Here is a 17,530-nt window from a genome sequence, read left to right as displayed (position 1 = left end):
GGTTCCAAAATTCAAGTTACATGACGCGACAGGCAAACCCTTTCAGATACAGCCCTTCCGGGTAGGTAGCGATCACCGGATGATCGGCGGCCTGACGGAACTGCTCTATAAATTGTACATCACGACCAGCATCTATTGCGGCATCGGCGATGATTTTCTGAAATAAATCTGTGGTCATCAAACCTGAACAGGAGAATGTCAGGAGTATCCCGCCGGGATTCAGCAGCTGGATCGCCAGCATATTGATGTCTTTATAGCCCCGGCATGCACCCATAAGCTGGCTTTTATTTTCAACAAATTTGGGCGGATCCATCACAATAACATCAAAGGTTTCCCCTTGATCGCGGTACTTACGCAGCAGTTTAAATACGTCATCGCGCACAAATTCCGCTTTGCTGAGATCAAGTTTGTTCAGCGTCACGTTTTGTTTTGCAACATCAAGGGCTTCCTGTGAGGTGTCAACGCTGACTACCTGGCTGCACCCTCCCATTAACGCTGAAACTGCGAACCCTCCGGTGTAGGAGAAGCAGTTAAGGACGCGCTTATCTGCCACATAACGGCGGGTAGCCAGACGGCTATCACGTTGATCGAGGTAGTAGCCGGTTTTATGTCCGCCCTGAATATCGACATATAGCTTCATGCCGTTTTCTTCAATAGGCAGCAGAGCGGGCGGCAGTTCGCCCAGAACCGGTCCTTGGGTGAGTTCCAGCCCCTCTTTCTTACGTACTGCAACATCGCTGCGATCATAAATGGCGCAATGCGGATAGAGCATTTGCAGCGCGGAGAGCAGAGCAGGGCGCTGATACTCCGCCCCTGCGCTCAGCAACTGCAGAACCAAAAAATTGCCAAAGCGATCGATGGTCACACCGGGCAGGCCATCGGATTCGCCCGCAATGAGACGATAGCTGTCGAGGCCGTCGCGCTGCGCCACCCAGTCGCGCCACTGCTGTGCACGTTGCAGGCGGCGGGTAAAGAAAGCAATATCAATCGTTTCGTTTTTATCAAACGTCCAGACGCGGGCACGTATTTGTGATGAGGGCGATAATGCGCCTCGCGCCAGCCATTTACCCTGATGATCTACAATATCGACGGTTTCTCCGAGGCTGGCTTTACCTTCCATGCGCGCGACTGCGCCGGAGAAAACCCAGGGATGGCGGCGCAACAGTGATTTCTCGCGCCCTTTGGCTAACACTAAACGTACACTCATAGTCGGCTATTCTGTAAACTGAAGAAAATGGGCGCTATTGTCACGGGTTCGCCGTTTAAATGCAACGCGCCAGCACCGAAAGGAGGACGAAGATGGCACATGTATGCACAATCGCCTGGATACACGGAATGGTGCAGGGAGTTGGTTTTCGTTACAGCACGCAGCATGAAGCTCAGCGACTGGGCTTGACGGGGTATGCACGTAATCTTGATGATGGCAGCGTAGAAGTGCTGGCCTGTGGTGAAGCTGAAGGGGTCAACAAACTGATTGAATGGCTAAAAGCAGGCGGGCCGCGCAGCGCCCGGGTCGACAGGGTTCTTACTGAACCGTATCAACCCGGTAAAGAATGGACCCGTTTCGACATTCGCTATTAAATGCACTTCACGGGCTTTGGCAGGCCGGCGATTTTTGTCACCTGCTTTGCCGGTCCTTTCGGGAACAGGCGGTACAGATAGCGGCTATTACCTTTCTCTTCGCCATATTTATTCGCCATCGCTTTAACCAGCATGCGAATGGCGGGAGACGTATTGAACTCCAGGTAAAACTCACGCACAAAACGCACCACTTCCCAGTGCTCAGCGGTGAGGGCGATATTTTCTTTTTCCGCGATCACCAGCGCCAGCGCTTCGCTCCAGCGTGCGCTCTCTTTTAGATAGCCTTCGCTATCGGTCTCTATTTCATTACCTTCAAAGATCAACATAGTTTTTCACAACGTCAGTCAACAACGGCGGAAGTGTAGCAAAAAACAAAGCCCCGCATAAGCGGGGCTATAGGAAGAGCAGTATCAAGGTCAGTCCCTGCTGGCAAAACCGAGAATACTCAACAGGCTGACAAAGATGTTGTACAGCGACACATACAGGCTCACGGTGGCGCGGATATAATTCGTTTCCCCCCCGTGAATGATGTTGCTGGTTTCAAATAGAATCGCGCCACTAGAAATAAGAATGAACACTGCGCTAATTGCCAGGTGTAACGCCGGAAGCTGCAGGAAGATGTTAGCTACCATACCGATCAGCACAACAACCACACCAGCCATCAGCATGCCGCCAAGGAATGACATATCTTTGCGCGTGGTCAGTACATATGCAGAGCAGCAGAAGAAGACCAGCGCAGTACCGCCCAGCGCCAGAGCGATCACATCACCCATACCCGCAGAGAGGTAAGCGTTCAGCATTGGACCAAGGATATAACCGAGGAAGCCGGTAAACGCGAAAGCGGCCAGAATACCCGTCGGTTTGTTTGCCAGTTTATAGGTCAGAAACATCAGACCGTACATACCGACCAGCGTCAGGATAAGCCCCGGCGCGGGCAGCATTAAGACTGTACTTGCGGTCGCTGTGATTGCAGAAAACGCCAGCGTAAGGCTTAACAGAAAGTAGGTGTTGCGCAAAACCTTGTGGGTGCTTAACAGGGATGTGCGGTCACGCGATGAAGTAATAATACGATCCATGAGTCACTCTCTTATGACAGATGTAATTAAGTGTGGAGTCTAGAAAAGACTTGCTCCCTGACAAAGTTGTTTTACCCATCTTTACTCATAAAGCAAGTCTGTTTTAGCGCAACTTGTCGGCAAAAATGCACGCTCTGTTGTTGGAACAAGCAAATGTGATGCAAATCCATATTGGTGTCTTATATGTCGCTGAAAAATATTGCCCTGTAATCATTTGGGCGCTAAGAGTGTATTTGCATCGTCATAATATTAATGATCAAGGGCAAAGGACATGAAACCTCAAACACGTATTCATACTGCACTTTCTTTATTGACTGTCGGCATCCTGAGCGTATGTTCAGGCGCGCTTGCTGCGACGGTGCCGGCGGGAACCGCGCTCGCAGAAAAACAGGAGCTGGTACGTAACAATGGCAGTGAGCCAGCGTCACTGGATCCGCATAAAGTCGAAAGCGATGTCGAATTTAATATCATCAGCGATCTCTTTGACGGGCTGGTAGCAGTCAGAAAGGATGGAACCATTGAACCGCGCCTGGCTGAAAAATGGGAAAACAAGGACAACACGGTCTGGGTTTTCCATTTACGTCCGGGTATTACCTGGTCAGACGGTACGGCAATCACGGCAAAAGATGTGGTCTGGAGCTGGCAGCGACTGGTTGATCCAAAGACTGCGTCCCCCTATGCCAGTTATCCTGGCAATATGCATATCGTCAACGCGACGGATATTGCGAAGGGCACGAAAGCCCCGGATACGTTGGGTGTGAAGGCGTTGGATGACTCGACGCTTGAGGTGACGTTGACGCAACCGACGGCCTCTTTCCTGCCAATGCTGGCACATCCTTCACTGGTGCCAGTAGATAAAGTGTTAATTAGCCGGTTCGGCGAGAAGTGGACAAAGCCGGAGCATATAGTCACCAGCGGTGCTTATAAAGTGACGGAATGGGTAGTGAATGAGCGTATTATTGCTGAGCGAAATAAGCGCTACTGGAATGATAAAGAGACAATAATCAATAAGGTGACATATCTGCCGATCAATTCGGAAACCGCCGACGTTAACCGATTTAAAGCCGGTGAAATTGATATCACCTATACCATCCCTGTGAATCAGTTTGCACAATTACAGAAAACGCTGGGCGATCAGGTCAATGTGGACCCGCAACTGGCTACTTATTATTACGAATTCAATACCACCAAACCGCCATTTAACGATCCACGTGTGCGGCGGGCGCTTAATATGGCGCTGGATAAGGATATTATTGCTGATAAGGTCATGGCCCAGGGACAGCGTCCTGCATGGGTGATTAGCCAACCGGAAATTGGTGGGGTAAAGATAGCTTCACCTGAATATGCATCATGGCCCCGCGAGAAACGTCTTGTTGAAGCAAAAAAACTGCTCAATGAGGCGGGTTTCAATGATACCCATCCGCTGAGTTTTAATTTGCTTTATAACACCATGGAGACGCACCAGCGCATCGCTATCGCAGCCAGCTCGATGTGGAAGAAAAATCTGGGGGTTGAGGCTAAATTGCAGAACCAGGAGTGGAAGACCATGCTGGATACCATGCACAACGGTAACTTTGATGCTGTTCGCTATGCATGGATCGCTGATTATGACGATGCCGCAACGTTTTTGAACAATTTCCGCACAGGAGATAGTGAAAATACCAGCCAGTACAGTAATCCGGCTTACGACACTACTTTGCGTAACGCGGCGAAGGCCAAAGATATCACCGAGCGGGGTAAGTATTATCAGCAGGCGGAAGATATCCTGGGACAGGATGTGCCAGCGATACCGGTTTACCATTATGTTCGTACCCATTTGGTGAAACCGTGGGTGGGGGGATTCGCACCTGATAGCCTGGGGTACTACCTGACAAAGGACATGTATATTAAGAAACACTGATTGTTTTGCCTCTTGCTCGCTGAATAAATGGTCATTGTGTTGATTTTTCAGGCGAACAACACGTTTTTGATGTTTTTTCAGGCAAATAAACATTCTCAGGCTTTACAGAAGACGCGAGGGTGTTTATAGTGCGCCTCATTCCGGAAGTGTGGCCGAGCGGTTGAAGGCACCGGTCTTGAAAACCGGCGACCCGAAAGGGTTCCAGAGTTCGAATCTCTGCGCTTCCGCCAGATTAAACAAGGGGTTACCGAAAGGTAACCCCTTTGTTTTTTAGGCTGTTGGTATAGTGTTGGTATATTAACTTGGTATATTTTTCATAACCAACGCTCATTTTTTCTCTGTATTAGAGTGAAAAGGGATATCCAGAGATGGAGAAATTTTCACTTTCCTGTCGTAAATCAGCACCTGACTTTCGGTCTTATGACCGCTGAATAATTGTTTGTCTCTGCTTGATCCTTCATAGTCCGAAATGGCTTTTGCTTTCACATCATGAAAGGTTCCCGGCATTTCACGCCCGGCCTTAGCGCTTGCATCCTTCTTGGCATTATTCCACCAAGTGTTGAACGTCTTTTTATTCATTTTTCCGCCAGTTGGTCCAGGGAGCACATATCCGTTAGACATATCGCCAGGGAGCGTTTTGGCAAGATCAAGGGCGGCTCGAAGTCGCGGGTTCCATTCCTTAATTTGTTTCTTCCCGGTCTTGTTCTGCTCGATAAACACTCCTTCCGCCAAAACGTCAGACCAGCGCAGGTCGAACACGTCACCTTCACGAGCTGCGCATAGGTATGATATCTCCATCGCAACCTTAATTTCCGTTCTTCCAGCCGCGTAGATGGCGTAATAATCCTCGTCCTGAATGTAAAGATCCCTAGCTTTAATAGAGAATTTCCTGATCCCCTTACAGGGATTGCCTTTTACAAAACCACGCTCAAAACCCCACCCAAATACTCGGGACATGCTCGCCACTTCCTGGTTTGCCTGGCGTTTGCTGCTCATGCCCCGGCGATCCATGAAAATTCTTACCTGCTCGATCTTAATGTCATCGGCGCGCATTTTCCCAAACACAGCCAGAAGTTGCTTTTGGTGCTGGTTGTAATCAATCTGCGTACGCTGTGCCAGTTCGGTAAATGTGGGGCTGGAAAGAAACATGCCCCAAAGTTTTGCAAACGTCATGACATCATGGCGTTTCGCTTTTTCCTCTTCGTAGAGCATCCATAATTTGGAAATGCTGGTATCTCTGATTTTCCCCAGAGTAATGCTTAATTTTGTGCCCTTCGGTTTCCACACATAGCTATATTTATTTTTGGTGACCCTGGGTGGCAGGTGCATATCTTTTGGATCTTTTCGTGGTCGGCCCATTGATTGCGTCGTAGTTAGGTTCTGTTGCAACATATTCATCAACCTTAGGTAATTCATTAAAACCAGAAGCTAAGTTCCGGCGCAAAACGATCGGACGATTCCGCCCATCTGTGGTAAACGGAATGCCATGGCAGCGTAACTGACGTTGCTGATGCGTATAGCGCGAGTAGCCAGTGATTTCTGCAATTTCCTGAGGCGACAGCGTAAGTTCATGCATCGGTCATATCTCTTAATGACCGGCCAGAAAATGTTAACTGGCCGGCAGGTTAAATGGTGATATTTGAAAATCAGTTTTTAGTCAGGTGCTGCCAGATCGCCGAAACGTATTTCACCTGGTGAAGCGCGTCCGCCAATGAATTATGCTGCTCCCCTTCAAATGGGATTGCGTAACGCGGATTAATACCAACGGCACGGCCCAACTCAACAATTGTTCTGACATCCCGATCGTTCCAGAACGGGGTGGGGAAGGGGGTATCGGTCTGGACGAATGCCCGACGTAAAATCACATTGTCGTAAGTGGCTCCATTACCCCAAATCTGGACGGTGTCGCTGCTATTAGCGGAATTTTCCGCGATGAAATCAGCAAGAGATTCAACTGCCTCCAGTAGCCCTATGGCGTCATCACCGGTAATTGCTGCACGCGCTTCAGACGATTGCTTAAGCCACCAGATAATGGTGTCGGCGTCTGCCTGCCCGCCGAACGACATAGACGATGCCAGACTGACCGCCTGATAAAATTGAGCACCTATGCAGCTGGTGGCGGGATCGAAAAACACCGCGGCTATGGATACGATTGGGGCATTCGGGTTCGACCCCATGGCTTCGATATCTACCATCAGGTGGGTGAACAAAAGCTCATCATTTTGATGAACGGTATCGTTAATTAAGGTATCTGTTGATTCACCAGCTGAAGCTCTGCTTTTATTTGACACATCTGCTGTTTGGCTTTCCGGAACTTCAGCAGCAGCCGGGGTTTCATCACTGACAGCTTTTTCCATCTGCACATTATTGGCAGTCTCCAGCGTAGGTGTATGAGCGGTATTGCCGATAAGGCCGTCGATTGAGTACATGCCATCGCCAAGTCTTTTTACTTCAGGCTGTTCATTCATTTCACTCGCTGGCGAGTGGGTGGCTTCTGCTACCGCTTTACCTACAACCGCAAATTCAGTAGCAAGTTTATCGAGGCATTCAGCCGGTTCTGTGCCATGAATTACTCCGGCGACAACGGCTGCACTGTCGATCTGGCGTGCGGCTGCGATGGTTTCAGCAGTTGGCTTGTCGTGCTGATTTTCTGTCAGATTTGCATTGATATAGGTCTGTAAGCTGACCGGGAAGTTATGCACGTCCTCATTAGCGCTGCGGATTAGCGCAAAAATGGCTGCACGTGAAAAATCGAGGATACCCGGCGTTTTGCGTAGCGCTGCCGACCACTCTTTAAATGGACTTTCTTTTTTTGCGACTATGTCCTTCGCACGGCGGTGAACTGACACCGGAATGTTATAGATATCGAAATCCATCGGCAGGGTAGCGGCAGCAATTTCGACATCAAGTGTTTCAAGCGTATGGACATAACTACCATTTCGATCCGTCTCGTTTCCACCGCCAGCGTTAGCACCAGTATCTGTACGCTGTATAGCTGCCACACGTTTACCCGCGGCCCATTCCCTTATGAGGATCCCACGATCAATATGATGGGTGTTGGACCACGCCTGGATGAACTGAACCATGACTGCCAGTTCATAACGTTTTTCTTCAGGAAAAACTGACTTGATTGCACTGGTCAATTTCCACAGTTCATTGGTGGTCAAATTATCCACACCAGGGAGGCTGCGCGCTGCCAGCAAAAGATTTTGTACATGGCTGTTGTCGCAATCCATTTCCATGGCACCAATCTCAATACGCTGAGACTGCGTGACATGGTGTCGTAATTTGTCACTCAGGTACTGAGCGATAATCCGCTGTGGCAGGCGCAGACGTACAACGGGGTATTCTGTATTTTCATCATCATCAGAGGCAATATCAGAACCACCTTCAACTATCGGATGCGATGTTTCAGTAACGGGTTCCAGTTGCGGTGCCGGAATAACATCAGCTGGAGGAACTGGCGTATCGGTAGTGACATAGCCTGCTGATTTACCTCCATTTTCCTTATTATTTTCTGTCACCGCGCTGGCAATTTTCTTCCACGTAATACCATCTTCCGCCAGTTCGTAGCGATCGCACCATGTGGCGTCAAGTGCGCGTTCTTCTGGCAAATCATCAACGATTAGCCAGTTGGTTCGTACCGGCTGAAGGTAGTCAGCGCCGCGGCCAGTTTCGATATCAGCATCTTCGAGAATGTTTGCAATATCGCGTTCCGCACGGGAGTCGGATTTAGCCTGGAACCAGCAAAAGAGGTTTTTGGCATCCGCGGCTTTTGCTTTGGCTTTAATGAGATACGCATAGTTGTTCATTGCGTTTGGGCTCCTAAGGATTGTAAGATACCCGGCAGCTGATGTTCAGCCGCCTGCGGTTGGTCATTGGTCAAAACTCGTTTCCGGAAAGCTTTGGTCGGCTGACCGGGTACTTAACCCGCCTTGCGCGGGTTTTGTGCTTTATGCAGCCAGGCTATTTTCTTTTCTGCCGGATAGCTGCGTGACGGACACGCTGTCGAGTGCTTCCAGCACGGACTGAAATTCGCAATCGACGGGGATATTGGTTACTGCGCGGATCACAGACGCTACGCTTATATCTTCTTCTGACCGGGGCAGGGAATAACCACCACCAGGACCGCGAGCGCTGGTCACAATGCCGGCGGTGCGGAGTTTCGCGAAAATCTGCTCAAGGTAAGACTGGGACAATTTAACTTCGGTGCTCATCGCCTGTACGGTGATCGGTTCGCCACGATACAGGCGTTTCAGTGCAGCCACGACACGAACGGCGGCAATCACTCGTTTAAGTCCAAATTCCATCAGATCCTCCAGATAGACACTGGTCAAAGCTCGTTTAAAATCTCACTGCTGGCTGTTGGTCATCAGCCGTTCTGCGGTACGGAAGACACTCCCCCTTTACATGCTGCTCTGCCGCTGCCGCGTAACATTCGGCTTTGGTTTGATAAATGCCAATCGGCGTATCAAAACACTCACCGATAATGGCGCAGACAGTGATGACCAGATAAAAAAGAGAGCTCATTGCCTTAGCTCCGGATCCCCTTTTTGGGCAAGCAAGTAGCAAAATCTGCGAACTTTTGCTGCCAGCCAGCCGAGGCGAACTGCCTGACGGCCGGTGGCAACCCGTGCGAAATCAACCATATTTCACTCCTACAATCTGCGGGTTGTGACTTTGAAGCACTGCGTTTTGCCTGTAACGCTGGCAAGCGGAATGTGTAAGACCTGCTGCGCGTGATAAAAATTCATCCATCTCATCCGGTGTTTCGTATGCCGCCGGCAGCTACTTCGTGGGCGTCCTGCCTGGATGGGTAATGTCATTGCGTGTTAGTAATTAAACCTATTACGTGTTTATAAGTCAACACGTCATGTGTTTTATTTTCCGAGAATGGGTATTACGAGGAGGGGGATGGGATGCGGTACAAAAAAACCAGCCCGATGGCTGGTTTTATGTTGATTTTTTGCAGTTGTTATCGCTCGTCGCTGGATTTAAATCGCCCACGGAGATACCGCTCGACGTAATCGTCAATTTCTTTTAAGCGAATCTGGAACGTGTCAATCATTCTGTCCTGCTCGGCTTCCGGGAGTTGATCAAAAAGAGAAATCAACTTTCGATGCCTTGGTGTCAACCAGCTCTCCGTATGGTCTTCTCCAAAAATTAACTCCGCAGGGCTAATGCCAAGAGCATTTGAAATAGTCATGGCGTCATCAACGCCAATGTTTCTGCGACCAGCCTCGTAGTTACCTATACGCGACTGTACCCACCCGCACAATTCAGCGAGTTTTGCCTGCGAAATTCCTTTCTGTTCGCGGATCTGCTTCAGCCTTAAGGCAATCGAGGTGTTTATGTTCATTGCTGCTTTTTACCACGTAGCGTGTTTTTAAACAAAATACGTATCGTCTTGACTTTCTAACACGTCTTGTGTTTAATTCGGTTAAACATCAGACGTGAGGACAACATGAACAATATTGCCAGAGAGCGCCAAGCACTCGGGTTAACCCAAGAGCAACTGGCCAAACTGTTTGGTTGGCGACAATCCCGTATTTCCAATTATGAAAACGGCACTCGAAATCCAGGGCTGCCAGAGTGCCGGATGATCGTACAGAAGCTCAATGAGCTTGGGCGGCCCTGCACCTTGGATAGTGTATTTCCACCACTTAGCGGGGATTAACTATGCAAACGATCGGTATAACCCAGCTTAAACAACAGTCACATGTCGCTCTGAAATCAAAAAATCAGATTGAACCGCGGCGCCGCGACAACCTTAAACGCCTGAACGTAAGCAATGCCGTGCGTGAATGGGAAAAAACCATACCCGGCCAGGCTCAGGAAATGATCGCCAGGCTGGTGGCTGAAGAATGGCAGCGCACTGGTGGGCGCGGGATCACCGTCAACAAACTCAATCTGTTTCGCTATCTGCGCAACGATAACGGTTCTGAAAAATACAACGGGTACGTGATGCAACTGCTGCCAGTTATTGCAGCAGTGATGCCGATCGAGATCGCCCGTGAGTTTGGGTTGAGATCGGGAAAAACCGAAGCGGAGCTGGTGGCCAGTGCCATCAAAGAGTGTGGGGAAGCCCACCAGGCAAAGTTGATTGGCGCGCCGGTGCAGCGACTGGAAAAAGAAATATGGGAAGCCGCCACATCCCTTTACGCAATGCTGCCTCGCGAGATGTCCGAGCCAGCGCTTGCGCTGCTGAGTACGCTGGCCCCTCAGTGTTTTTGATACGAGTTTTGACCAATGACCATAACGTCCGGGCGACCGGGCATCAGGAGTAACCATGGCCGCGCTGCCTTACATGCAACTTTACATTGCTGATTACCTGGCGGACACCATGCATCTGTCCACTGAGGAGCATGGCGCGTATTTGCTTCTCATGTTCAATTACTGGCAAACGGGGCGGGCCATACCAAAAAACCGTCTGGAGAAAATTGCCCGCTTAAGTAACGACCGTTGGGTTGCCGTTGAACCATCGTTAAAAGAATTTTTTGCAGATAACGGTTCCGAGTGGGTTCACGAACGTATTGAGCGTGATCTTGAAGCGGTTCGATCCTCTATCAGCCAAAAGTCCGAGGCAGGAAAAGCATCAGCAAGAGCGAGAAAAGCCAAAAAACAAACGGGAGGTGAACGAGAAACTAACGAGCGTTCAACGGATGTTGAATCACCGTTAGAACAGGACACCAACGAGAATGTAACTAATAAAGATCCAGATATAGATACAGATCTAAAAGAAAACCCAGAGAGAGAGAGGGAGGGCGCGCAACAAGAATTTTTCCCACCATTCGGGAAATTTCCGATCACTGATGACTGGTTACCAAGTGCTGAATTTGTAGGTCAGGCGGCATTGTGGGGAATAAACCTCGGTGAGCAACCCGGATACACCGCTGTTGAGTTGCAGCAATTCCGCGATTACTGGAAATGCGAAGGGAAGGTTAAGCACCACATTCAGTGGGAACAGACTTTCGCAACCAGCCTGAAAGCATCACGTGCCAAAACCGCCGCACAGGCGCAAACCCCGCGCCGTCAGGCATCCTTTGGCGTTTCGACACCCGATACGGCGATCCCGCCGGGCTTCAGGGGGTAACGATGAAATCGACGAATGACATTCTTGGTCGTCTGCAGCGACTGATTCCGGCAGGCATTCAGCCGAAGTTTACCAGCGCTGCTGAGTTAATGGCCTGGCAGCAGGAGGAGGGGCGCAAGCGAGCAGCAGAGCTGGAAAAAGAGAATCAGCGCGCCCGTTCAGAGAAAATTTTTGGACGGTCTGGCATCTGCGATTTGCACCGGAATTGCACCTTCGCAAATTACCAGGTTAGCAACGACGGGCAAAAACACGCGCTGACGCTTGCAAAAAGTTATGCCCATAACTTCGGCAGCGGTTTCGCCAGCTTCGTTTTCAGCGGTGGCTGCGGTACCGGGAAAAATCATCTGGCTGCTGCCGTCGGCAACTACCTGCTGCAACGTGATCACACGGTGCTGGTGGTGACCGTTCCTGACCTGATGCTGCGCGCCCGCAAATGTTACGACGAAGGGCAATCCGAATCGGCATTGCTGGATGACCTGTGCAAGGTTGATTTGCTGGTGCTGGATGAGGTCGGCGTACAGCGCGACACCCGCAACGAGTGGGTATTGCTGAATCAAATTATCGATCGCCGCCTGGCGGCAATGAAACCTGTGGGGGTGCTGACCAACCTGAATTTTGACGAGTTATCGAAAATATTGGGTGAACGGGCAATGGACCGTTTGACCATGGATAACGGCATCTGGGTGAATTTTACCTGGGGGAGTTACCGCAAAAATGTGACTCATTTGCGGCTTGTTAAATAACTAAGACGAGTTTTGACCAATGACCAGACAAAAACGAGTAACCCAAATTGATCGCGTAGCAGTTTTCGTAGCGCAGAACCCCGGGTGTGTACTGGGTGACATCTGTGAAGCTTTCGACACTCCGGCAGGAACCACAGGGCATCAACTCAGGAAGCTGGTGACGCGCAATCTGTTAAGCCGTGAGCATAACGGTACGCAGTACACCTATGCAGCAATTCCCGGCGCGGATATTCCAGACATCGGGCTGGGTTTCGTGAGTGAAAAAGCGGATCCGAAAATTATGGGCGCGCAACTCGAGGAGGCGAAAGCGCTTGAGTTGCGCGGGTGCTGGAATCGCGCTGCAACGAAATACGCCGACATGATGGGACTGGCCCGCAATTCTCACGAAATCGCGTTTCTTTCGAAGCTTCGCGATAACTGCTTTCGGAAAGCTCAAAGCCGGAGAGTATCAGCATGTTGAAACCAAAACAGAAAGCCATCGTGGAATTCATCGAGGCTCACAAGGTCGCCACACCACGCCAGATTAGAACGCTGCTGGCGTGCGATATCCGCGAAGCATACGACCGCCTCAAACGCCTGCGCATGGCTGGCATCCTGAAAAACATCGGTAAGCCACTCCATCCTGAGTACCGGCTTGCGAAGCGCTGGCGGGCAAAGGTTAAAACGACTGAATGCCCTGTAGCGCCGCGGTCAGTGGCGGATATTTGCCGGGAGAAGTGGCAGGGGTATCAGGTACACAAAATTTTTGGGAGTGCGCGGGTATGAATACCAGTTACAAGGGCAAAGAGTTAGTAAGGGCGGGCCATGCATTTGCAGCGGCAATCGCAGCCGAAACCCCTCTCATTGAGATCGCGAAAATGGTCAGCAATCTTGCGAGTGCCCTGGATGTGCAGATAGTCCGTGCGCAGCAGCTGGCTGCGGAGAGCGCGGCACTGAAGTCGAACCTGATGTTTTGGGATGCAGAAGACCCGGAATCCCCATATGACCATCCAGACGAAATAGCCAGTGAATGCGAGATGGATTATGGCACAGAATTCACCGTCCAGGTTGCGGCAAGAATGCCTAACCGCGTATATCGCGTGGTTTCAGCGCTTGAGTACTCTACCGAAGTTGAACTGATAGAAGGAGGGGAAGTTAAAACGCCCTCCCTTGACGCTTTCCTTGCCTCCCTGCGTGCAGAAGGGGTTGATGGTGGAATTGAAAGGATCATGGTTCATGCGAACCATCAACATGCAGCGGTTGCTCAGGCCTTGCACATCCTCCGCATGTATTCCGCCCAGCTCCGCAGCCAGTCAGCACCATCACCAGAAGCCGCTGCTATCGCCCGCCAGTTTGAGCAGGTGAAGGGGGTGTAATCATGAGCAAAACACTTAAAGCCCGGTGCATTCGCCGCTGGGAAATTCGCTTCCGCGATATGTGCGATTCGAAAATAAGTGCGGTCTGGCACAAGCAAGATCTGCGCGGTTACATCCGTGACGCAGCGTTGACGACTGCCGATTGCATGGTTGACCGCATGGCGGAAGATAACGCGCGTGTTGATTTTTGCGGGTACGTTTACGGCTGGTCACCGGAATTTGCAGCCTGGTATAACGAGCGCCGCGAGCAGTACCGCAAAGAGGCCCTGGATTATCTCAACGAAGACGCCACAAACGACGAAATCGACGAAGAGATAGAAAGCGAAATTGACTGCTGGAATGACTGATATGAGTGACGCATTACTCGAGTACGCATATCGCCGCATCATTGAGCTGGAAAGTCTGCTGCTGGTGGATGTAGTCGAAACCGTATGGCCCGCAGAGGTGGGCCTTGTTTATTCACAGATCGAAAGCGCCGGTGATCTGCCTGCGCACCACCAGAACCGCCTGAAACATCACATCAATCGCATGTGGCTCGAAAAAATGCCGGTACCGGCAATCGTGGACGCTGCCCGCTCACTGGCCAGCGCGATGGAGAAATACGCGTGAAAGAAATCATCGTTGATAATTTTGCCGGTGGCGGCGGGGCGTCTACCGGGATTGAACTTGCTACAGGCCGCTGTGTGGATATCGCAATTAACCATGACCCGAACGCGGTGGCGATGCATACCACTAATCACCCGGCGACACTGCACTATTGCGAAAGCGTGTTTGATATTGATCCGCCTACTGCGACCGCTGGCCGCCCGGTTGGGCTGGCGTGGTTTTCGCCAGACTGCCGCCACTTCTCTAAAGCGAAGGGCGCAAAGCCGGTTGAAAAAGCGATTCGCGGTCTGGCATGGATTGTCATTCGCTGGGCGCTTTCTGTGCGACCGCGCGTAATGATGCTGGAGAATGTCGAAGAGTTTCGCACCTGGGGGCCACTGCTGGCGGCGGAAATGCGCCCTGACCCGTCGCGCATCGGTGAAACGTTCGCGGCGTTTGTCGGCATGCTGAGTACCGGCATCGCCGCCGATCACCCGGCGCTGGTCGAATGCTGCGAGTTTTTGAATATTGAACCCGAAAGCGCGCTGGCGGCGCAGCTGGTGGCCGGGCTTGGCTATGCGGTGGATCATCGGGAGCTACGCGCATGCGATTACGGTGCGCCGACAATCCGCAAACGCTTTTTTATGGTTATGCGCTGCGACGGCAAGCCGATCACCTGGCCGGAACAAACCCACGGCGATCCGAAATCACCAGCAGTGCAGGCCGGCGCGTTGAAGCCGTGGCGAACGGCGGCGGAATGTATCGACTGGTCTATCCCGTGCCCGTCGATTTTTGACCGCAAGAAGCCACTGGCGGAAAACACGCTTAAGCGCATCGCGCGCGGCATCCAGCGGTTTGTTATCGACAGCCCGTCGCCGTTTATCGTGAAGTGCAACCACACCAGCACGAAATCGCATTATGACTGCTTCCGTGGCCAACCGCTTAATGAACCTCTACAGACCATTACGAAAACCCATGGATATGCCGTCGCTGTACCGCATCTGACAAAGTTTCGCACTGGCGCCACCGGGCAGGAAGTTACTGAACCGGTTCCGACAGTCACCGCGGGCACGTCATCGCGCCCGGGCGGGAATGGTCATGCGCTGGGCATGGTGCATGCTGAGCTGGCACCATTTCTGGCCGGGAACGGCGGCAGCGAATACCAGGCGAAGCCGAGGCCGCTTGATAAACCAGCACACACCATCCTGAAAGAATCCCGCTCCTGTGTAGTCGCCCCGGTGATCGCCAGGCAGTTCGGGGCAAGCGTCGGCCACCGGGCTGACGAACCCAGCGCGACTATTACAGCGGGTGGAGGCGGTAAATCTCAACTGGTTACCCCGACGCTGATCCAGATGGGTTACGGCGAGAGACACGGGCAAGAACCGCGCGTGCTGCAACTGAATAACCCGTTGGGTACTGTCACCGCCGGTGGCAATAAATTCGCGACGGTGAGCGCGTTCCTCGCGAAGAATTACGGCGGCAATTACACCGGGCCGGGCGTTGCCCTTGATGAACCAGCACACACGGTTACCACCACGGATCATCACGCGCTGGTTTCATCGCATCTGGTGAAGCTACGCGGAACTTGCCGGGACGGGCAGCAAACTGATCAACCGATGCCAACAATCACCGCTGGTGGCCTGCATGTTGGGGAAGTCGAAACGCTGCTGACATCCGGGGATTACAGCGAAGAGCGGGCGCAGCAGGTGCTGGCGTTCCTGCGGCAGTATTGCGGACCGGAATGCGACGGGCTGGTAACGATCGACGGCGTGGTATATCGAATCGTTGATATCGGGATGCGCATGCTGCAACCAGCGGAGTTGTACCGCGCCCAAGGCTTCCCTGAATGGTACATCATCGATCGGGATTATACCGGCACGACCTACGCGAAGGATAAACAGGTCGCCCGCTGTGGTAACGCCGTTCCGCCGCCATTTGCCGAGGCATTGGTGCGAGCGAATTTACCAGCAATGTGTTCTCTACATGAGTTTGCCGCCTGATATACTCCCCTCATTGTAGGGGAGTTTCCTTGATTAATTAGTGAGTATGAAATGTTGAATCACAAGGTCTTAGATATGCTTGCATTGGCATATTCAATTTTTGATATAAAGTTACTTACCGTAATTGCTACCGGGTTTACGATCTATTTTGGTTATCAAAAGATCTCAAAAAAAGTATGTGTCTCATTCATGATTTCTCAGAGTAAACTATATGACGCACATATAGGGAGTCTTGTTGTTTCAAATAAGCGAGATAACTCGTTGGCTATATCTTCAATTAAGCTTGAAATAGGAAACCAAGGCGGTTTTCAGTTGGTTAAGTTTGAGGAGCCATTGGTTTTAAAAGGATATGACACCAAGTTAATTGATGTTCCAAAGTACAGCAGGCTTTATCGTGGACATGTGCCAGTTAAAATCGGGTTTGATGATGTGCTTTACTTTTCAATTGTCACAATGTCAGGTAAGGTAATAATGTGTGATGTGGAAAGCCCTCTTTCATTAGATAGCATAGACGGGGGGATTTACAAAAGTGTTTCAACGTTTAATAATATCGTATTAACTGATAAAATGAAGTTTATCTTTTCATATTTTTTGGATGGAAAGGTAAGTGATATTATCTTTGACAAACATGGCTATATTTGGGACTCTACACCATTCAGATATAATGCTTTCCCAGATATGACAAAGGAGTCATTCAGGGATTTTCTAATCCAATATGGATATCATAAGCATTTTACAAATTACGCACTGTACGAAGTTAATGATCGATTGCAGGCGGAACTGGTGCTCAGTAAGGAAATGGTGAATTCTTTCCTGGATAAAGCAAATTAAAAAACTTAATTCTCAGAGGGGAGGCTTTAAGATTTCCGATACTATCTTCTGCGCCTGATGGTAACATCATGGCGCAATTAGAGCTTAACAGTATTCCTTAGAGCCCCACCCCGACGACATCGAAACCACCGATTTCTGCATTTAAAAATATAAATTCTGTGCCGTGCTTTCTCCGCAATAATAAAGGTAGAACATTGCCCGGAACTATGCAGATGCAAGATACGCAAAAGATAAGCCGACAACCTGTACTGGTGGTGTTGTTTAGCGCCGTTCGTCGAAGTGTTGGTACAAGCCTATCTGTCAGAGATGTGCATAGCCCATGGGGGGGCCACATTAACTGACACGACCTGTCATAAGACAGTGTTA

At 50.6% G+C, this 17,530-nt stretch carries 22 protein-coding genes and 1 tRNA gene; 14 read left to right on the top strand and 9 right to left on the bottom strand.

Translation table 11 applies throughout. The features are described 5' to 3' along the window. Positions 1-16: 16 nt before the first annotated feature. Positions 17-1,207 (bottom strand): 23S rRNA (cytosine(1962)-C(5))-methyltransferase RlmI, encoded by a 1,191-nt coding sequence (gene rlmI, locus O9K67_RS15880; RefSeq protein ID WP_061494722.1) that lies wholly within the window; start codon positions 1,205-1,207, stop codon positions 17-19. Between the two features lie 92 nt (positions 1,208-1,299). Between rlmI and yccX the strand changes: the two genes are divergently transcribed. Beyond that, positions 1,300-1,581: an acylphosphatase gene (yccX, locus tag O9K67_RS15875; RefSeq protein ID WP_061494723.1), complete on the top strand. Its 282-nt coding sequence runs from the start codon at positions 1,300-1,302 to the stop codon at positions 1,579-1,581. On the opposite strand, the gene tusE is transcribed toward yccX, so the two are convergent. Both tusE and yccA read right to left on the bottom strand, forming a co-directional pair. Continuing rightward, entirely contained in the window at positions 1,578-1,907 is a 330-nt protein-coding gene (gene tusE, locus O9K67_RS15870) for a sulfurtransferase TusE (protein ID WP_061494724.1), read from the bottom strand. The genes yccX and tusE overlap by 4 nt on opposite strands. Positions 1,908-1,997: 90 nt before the next feature. Beyond that, positions 1,998-2,657 (bottom strand): FtsH protease modulator YccA, encoded by a 660-nt coding sequence (gene yccA / locus O9K67_RS15865; RefSeq protein WP_061494725.1) that lies wholly within the window; start codon positions 2,655-2,657, stop codon positions 1,998-2,000. Positions 2,658-2,928: 271 nt separating this feature from the next. Here yccA and O9K67_RS15860 point away from each other — a divergent pair, with 271 nt between their 5' ends. Continuing rightward, entirely contained in the window at positions 2,929-4,557 is a 1,629-nt protein-coding gene (locus tag O9K67_RS15860; RefSeq protein WP_061494726.1) for an ABC transporter substrate-binding protein, read from the top strand. A gap of 142 nt (positions 4,558-4,699) precedes the next feature. After that, positions 4,700-4,787: transfer RNA gene (locus O9K67_RS15855), tRNA-Ser, on the top strand. A 97-nt stretch (positions 4,788-4,884) separates the two neighbouring features. On the opposite strand, the gene O9K67_RS15850 is transcribed toward O9K67_RS15855, so the two are convergent. The 6 genes from O9K67_RS15850 to O9K67_RS15825 all read right to left on the bottom strand — a co-directional run bounded on the left by O9K67_RS15850 (position 4,885) and on the right by O9K67_RS15825 (position 9,916). Next, the gene (locus O9K67_RS15850; protein ID WP_082794154.1) at positions 4,885-5,916 is read right to left on the bottom strand and encodes a tyrosine-type recombinase/integrase; all 1,032 of its coding nucleotides are present in this window, start codon (positions 5,914-5,916) and stop codon (positions 4,885-4,887) included. Beyond that, positions 5,855-6,133, bottom strand: a complete 279-nt coding sequence (locus O9K67_RS15845) for a DUF4224 domain-containing protein (protein WP_071889967.1) — start codon at positions 6,131-6,133, stop codon at positions 5,855-5,857. Before O9K67_RS15845 ends, O9K67_RS15850 begins: the two co-directional genes overlap by 62 nt. 70 nt (positions 6,134-6,203) lie before the next feature. Then, positions 6,204-8,369 (bottom strand): exonuclease, encoded by a 2,166-nt coding sequence (locus tag O9K67_RS15840; RefSeq protein ID WP_061494727.1) that lies wholly within the window; start codon positions 8,367-8,369, stop codon positions 6,204-6,206. A 141-nt stretch (positions 8,370-8,510) separates the two neighbouring features. Continuing rightward, entirely contained in the window at positions 8,511-8,867 is a 357-nt protein-coding gene (locus O9K67_RS15835; RefSeq protein ID WP_061494728.1) for an Rrf2 family transcriptional regulator, read from the bottom strand. 34 nt (positions 8,868-8,901) lie between these two features. After that, positions 8,902-9,087 carry a DUF1482 family protein gene (locus O9K67_RS15830; protein WP_061494729.1) on the bottom strand — a complete coding sequence of 62 codons (186 nt, stop codon included), beginning with the start codon at positions 9,085-9,087 and terminating at the stop codon, positions 8,902-8,904. Positions 9,088-9,532: 445 nt separating this feature from the next. After that, positions 9,533-9,916, bottom strand: a complete 384-nt coding sequence (locus O9K67_RS15825; RefSeq protein ID WP_061494730.1) for a helix-turn-helix domain-containing protein — start codon at positions 9,914-9,916, stop codon at positions 9,533-9,535. Between the two features lie 105 nt (positions 9,917-10,021). Between O9K67_RS15825 and O9K67_RS15820 the strand changes: the two genes are divergently transcribed. From O9K67_RS15820 to O9K67_RS15770, 11 genes are all read left to right on the top strand, one after another. Next, entirely contained in the window at positions 10,022-10,234 is a 213-nt protein-coding gene (locus tag O9K67_RS15820) for a helix-turn-helix transcriptional regulator (protein WP_071889969.1), read from the top strand. 2 nt (positions 10,235-10,236) lie between these two features. Beyond that, the gene (locus tag O9K67_RS15815) at positions 10,237-10,791 is read left to right on the top strand and encodes a toxin YdaT family protein (protein ID WP_061494731.1); all 555 of its coding nucleotides are present in this window, start codon (positions 10,237-10,239) and stop codon (positions 10,789-10,791) included. Positions 10,792-10,846: 55 nt separating this feature from the next. Beyond that, positions 10,847-11,650 carry a DUF1376 domain-containing protein gene (locus tag O9K67_RS15810; protein WP_061494732.1) on the top strand — a complete coding sequence of 268 codons (804 nt, stop codon included), beginning with the start codon at positions 10,847-10,849 and terminating at the stop codon, positions 11,648-11,650. A 2-nt stretch (positions 11,651-11,652) separates the two neighbouring features. Beyond that, positions 11,653-12,393 (top strand): ATP-binding protein, encoded by a 741-nt coding sequence (locus O9K67_RS15805; RefSeq protein WP_061494733.1) that lies wholly within the window; start codon positions 11,653-11,655, stop codon positions 12,391-12,393. A gap of 19 nt (positions 12,394-12,412) precedes the next feature. Beyond that, a complete protein-coding gene (locus tag O9K67_RS15800; protein WP_061494734.1) occupies positions 12,413-12,853 on the top strand; it encodes a PerC family transcriptional regulator in 441 nt (146 codons plus the stop codon). Next, positions 12,847-13,158, top strand: a complete 312-nt coding sequence (locus O9K67_RS15795; protein WP_061494735.1) for a hypothetical protein — start codon at positions 12,847-12,849, stop codon at positions 13,156-13,158. Before O9K67_RS15800 ends, O9K67_RS15795 begins: the two co-directional genes overlap by 7 nt. Further along, positions 13,155-13,748: a hypothetical protein gene (locus O9K67_RS15790; protein WP_061494736.1), complete on the top strand. Its 594-nt coding sequence runs from the start codon at positions 13,155-13,157 to the stop codon at positions 13,746-13,748. Before O9K67_RS15795 ends, O9K67_RS15790 begins: the two co-directional genes overlap by 4 nt. A 2-nt stretch (positions 13,749-13,750) precedes the next feature. Beyond that, complete coding sequence (locus O9K67_RS15785; protein ID WP_061494737.1) at positions 13,751-14,095, top strand: hypothetical protein; 345 nt, start codon at positions 13,751-13,753, stop codon at positions 14,093-14,095. 1 nt (position 14,096) lies between these two features. Continuing rightward, entirely contained in the window at positions 14,097-14,357 is a 261-nt protein-coding gene (locus O9K67_RS15780) for a hypothetical protein (protein ID WP_148654703.1), read from the top strand. Then, positions 14,354-16,333: a DNA cytosine methyltransferase gene (locus tag O9K67_RS15775; protein ID WP_061494739.1), complete on the top strand. Its 1,980-nt coding sequence runs from the start codon at positions 14,354-14,356 to the stop codon at positions 16,331-16,333. The genes O9K67_RS15780 and O9K67_RS15775 overlap by 4 nt, the downstream gene beginning before the upstream one ends. A gap of 75 nt (positions 16,334-16,408) precedes the next feature. Continuing rightward, complete coding sequence (locus tag O9K67_RS15770; protein ID WP_071890690.1) at positions 16,409-17,164, top strand: hypothetical protein; 756 nt, start codon at positions 16,409-16,411, stop codon at positions 17,162-17,164. The last annotated feature ends 366 nt before the right edge of the window (positions 17,165-17,530 follow it).

Source organism: Kosakonia oryzendophytica (assembly GCF_027886705.1).
Classification (GTDB): Bacteria; Pseudomonadota; Gammaproteobacteria; order Enterobacterales; family Enterobacteriaceae; genus Kosakonia; species Kosakonia oryzendophytica.
Note: the sequence above shows the minus strand (reverse complement) of the source record. Positions and strands in the feature narration are given on the sequence as shown.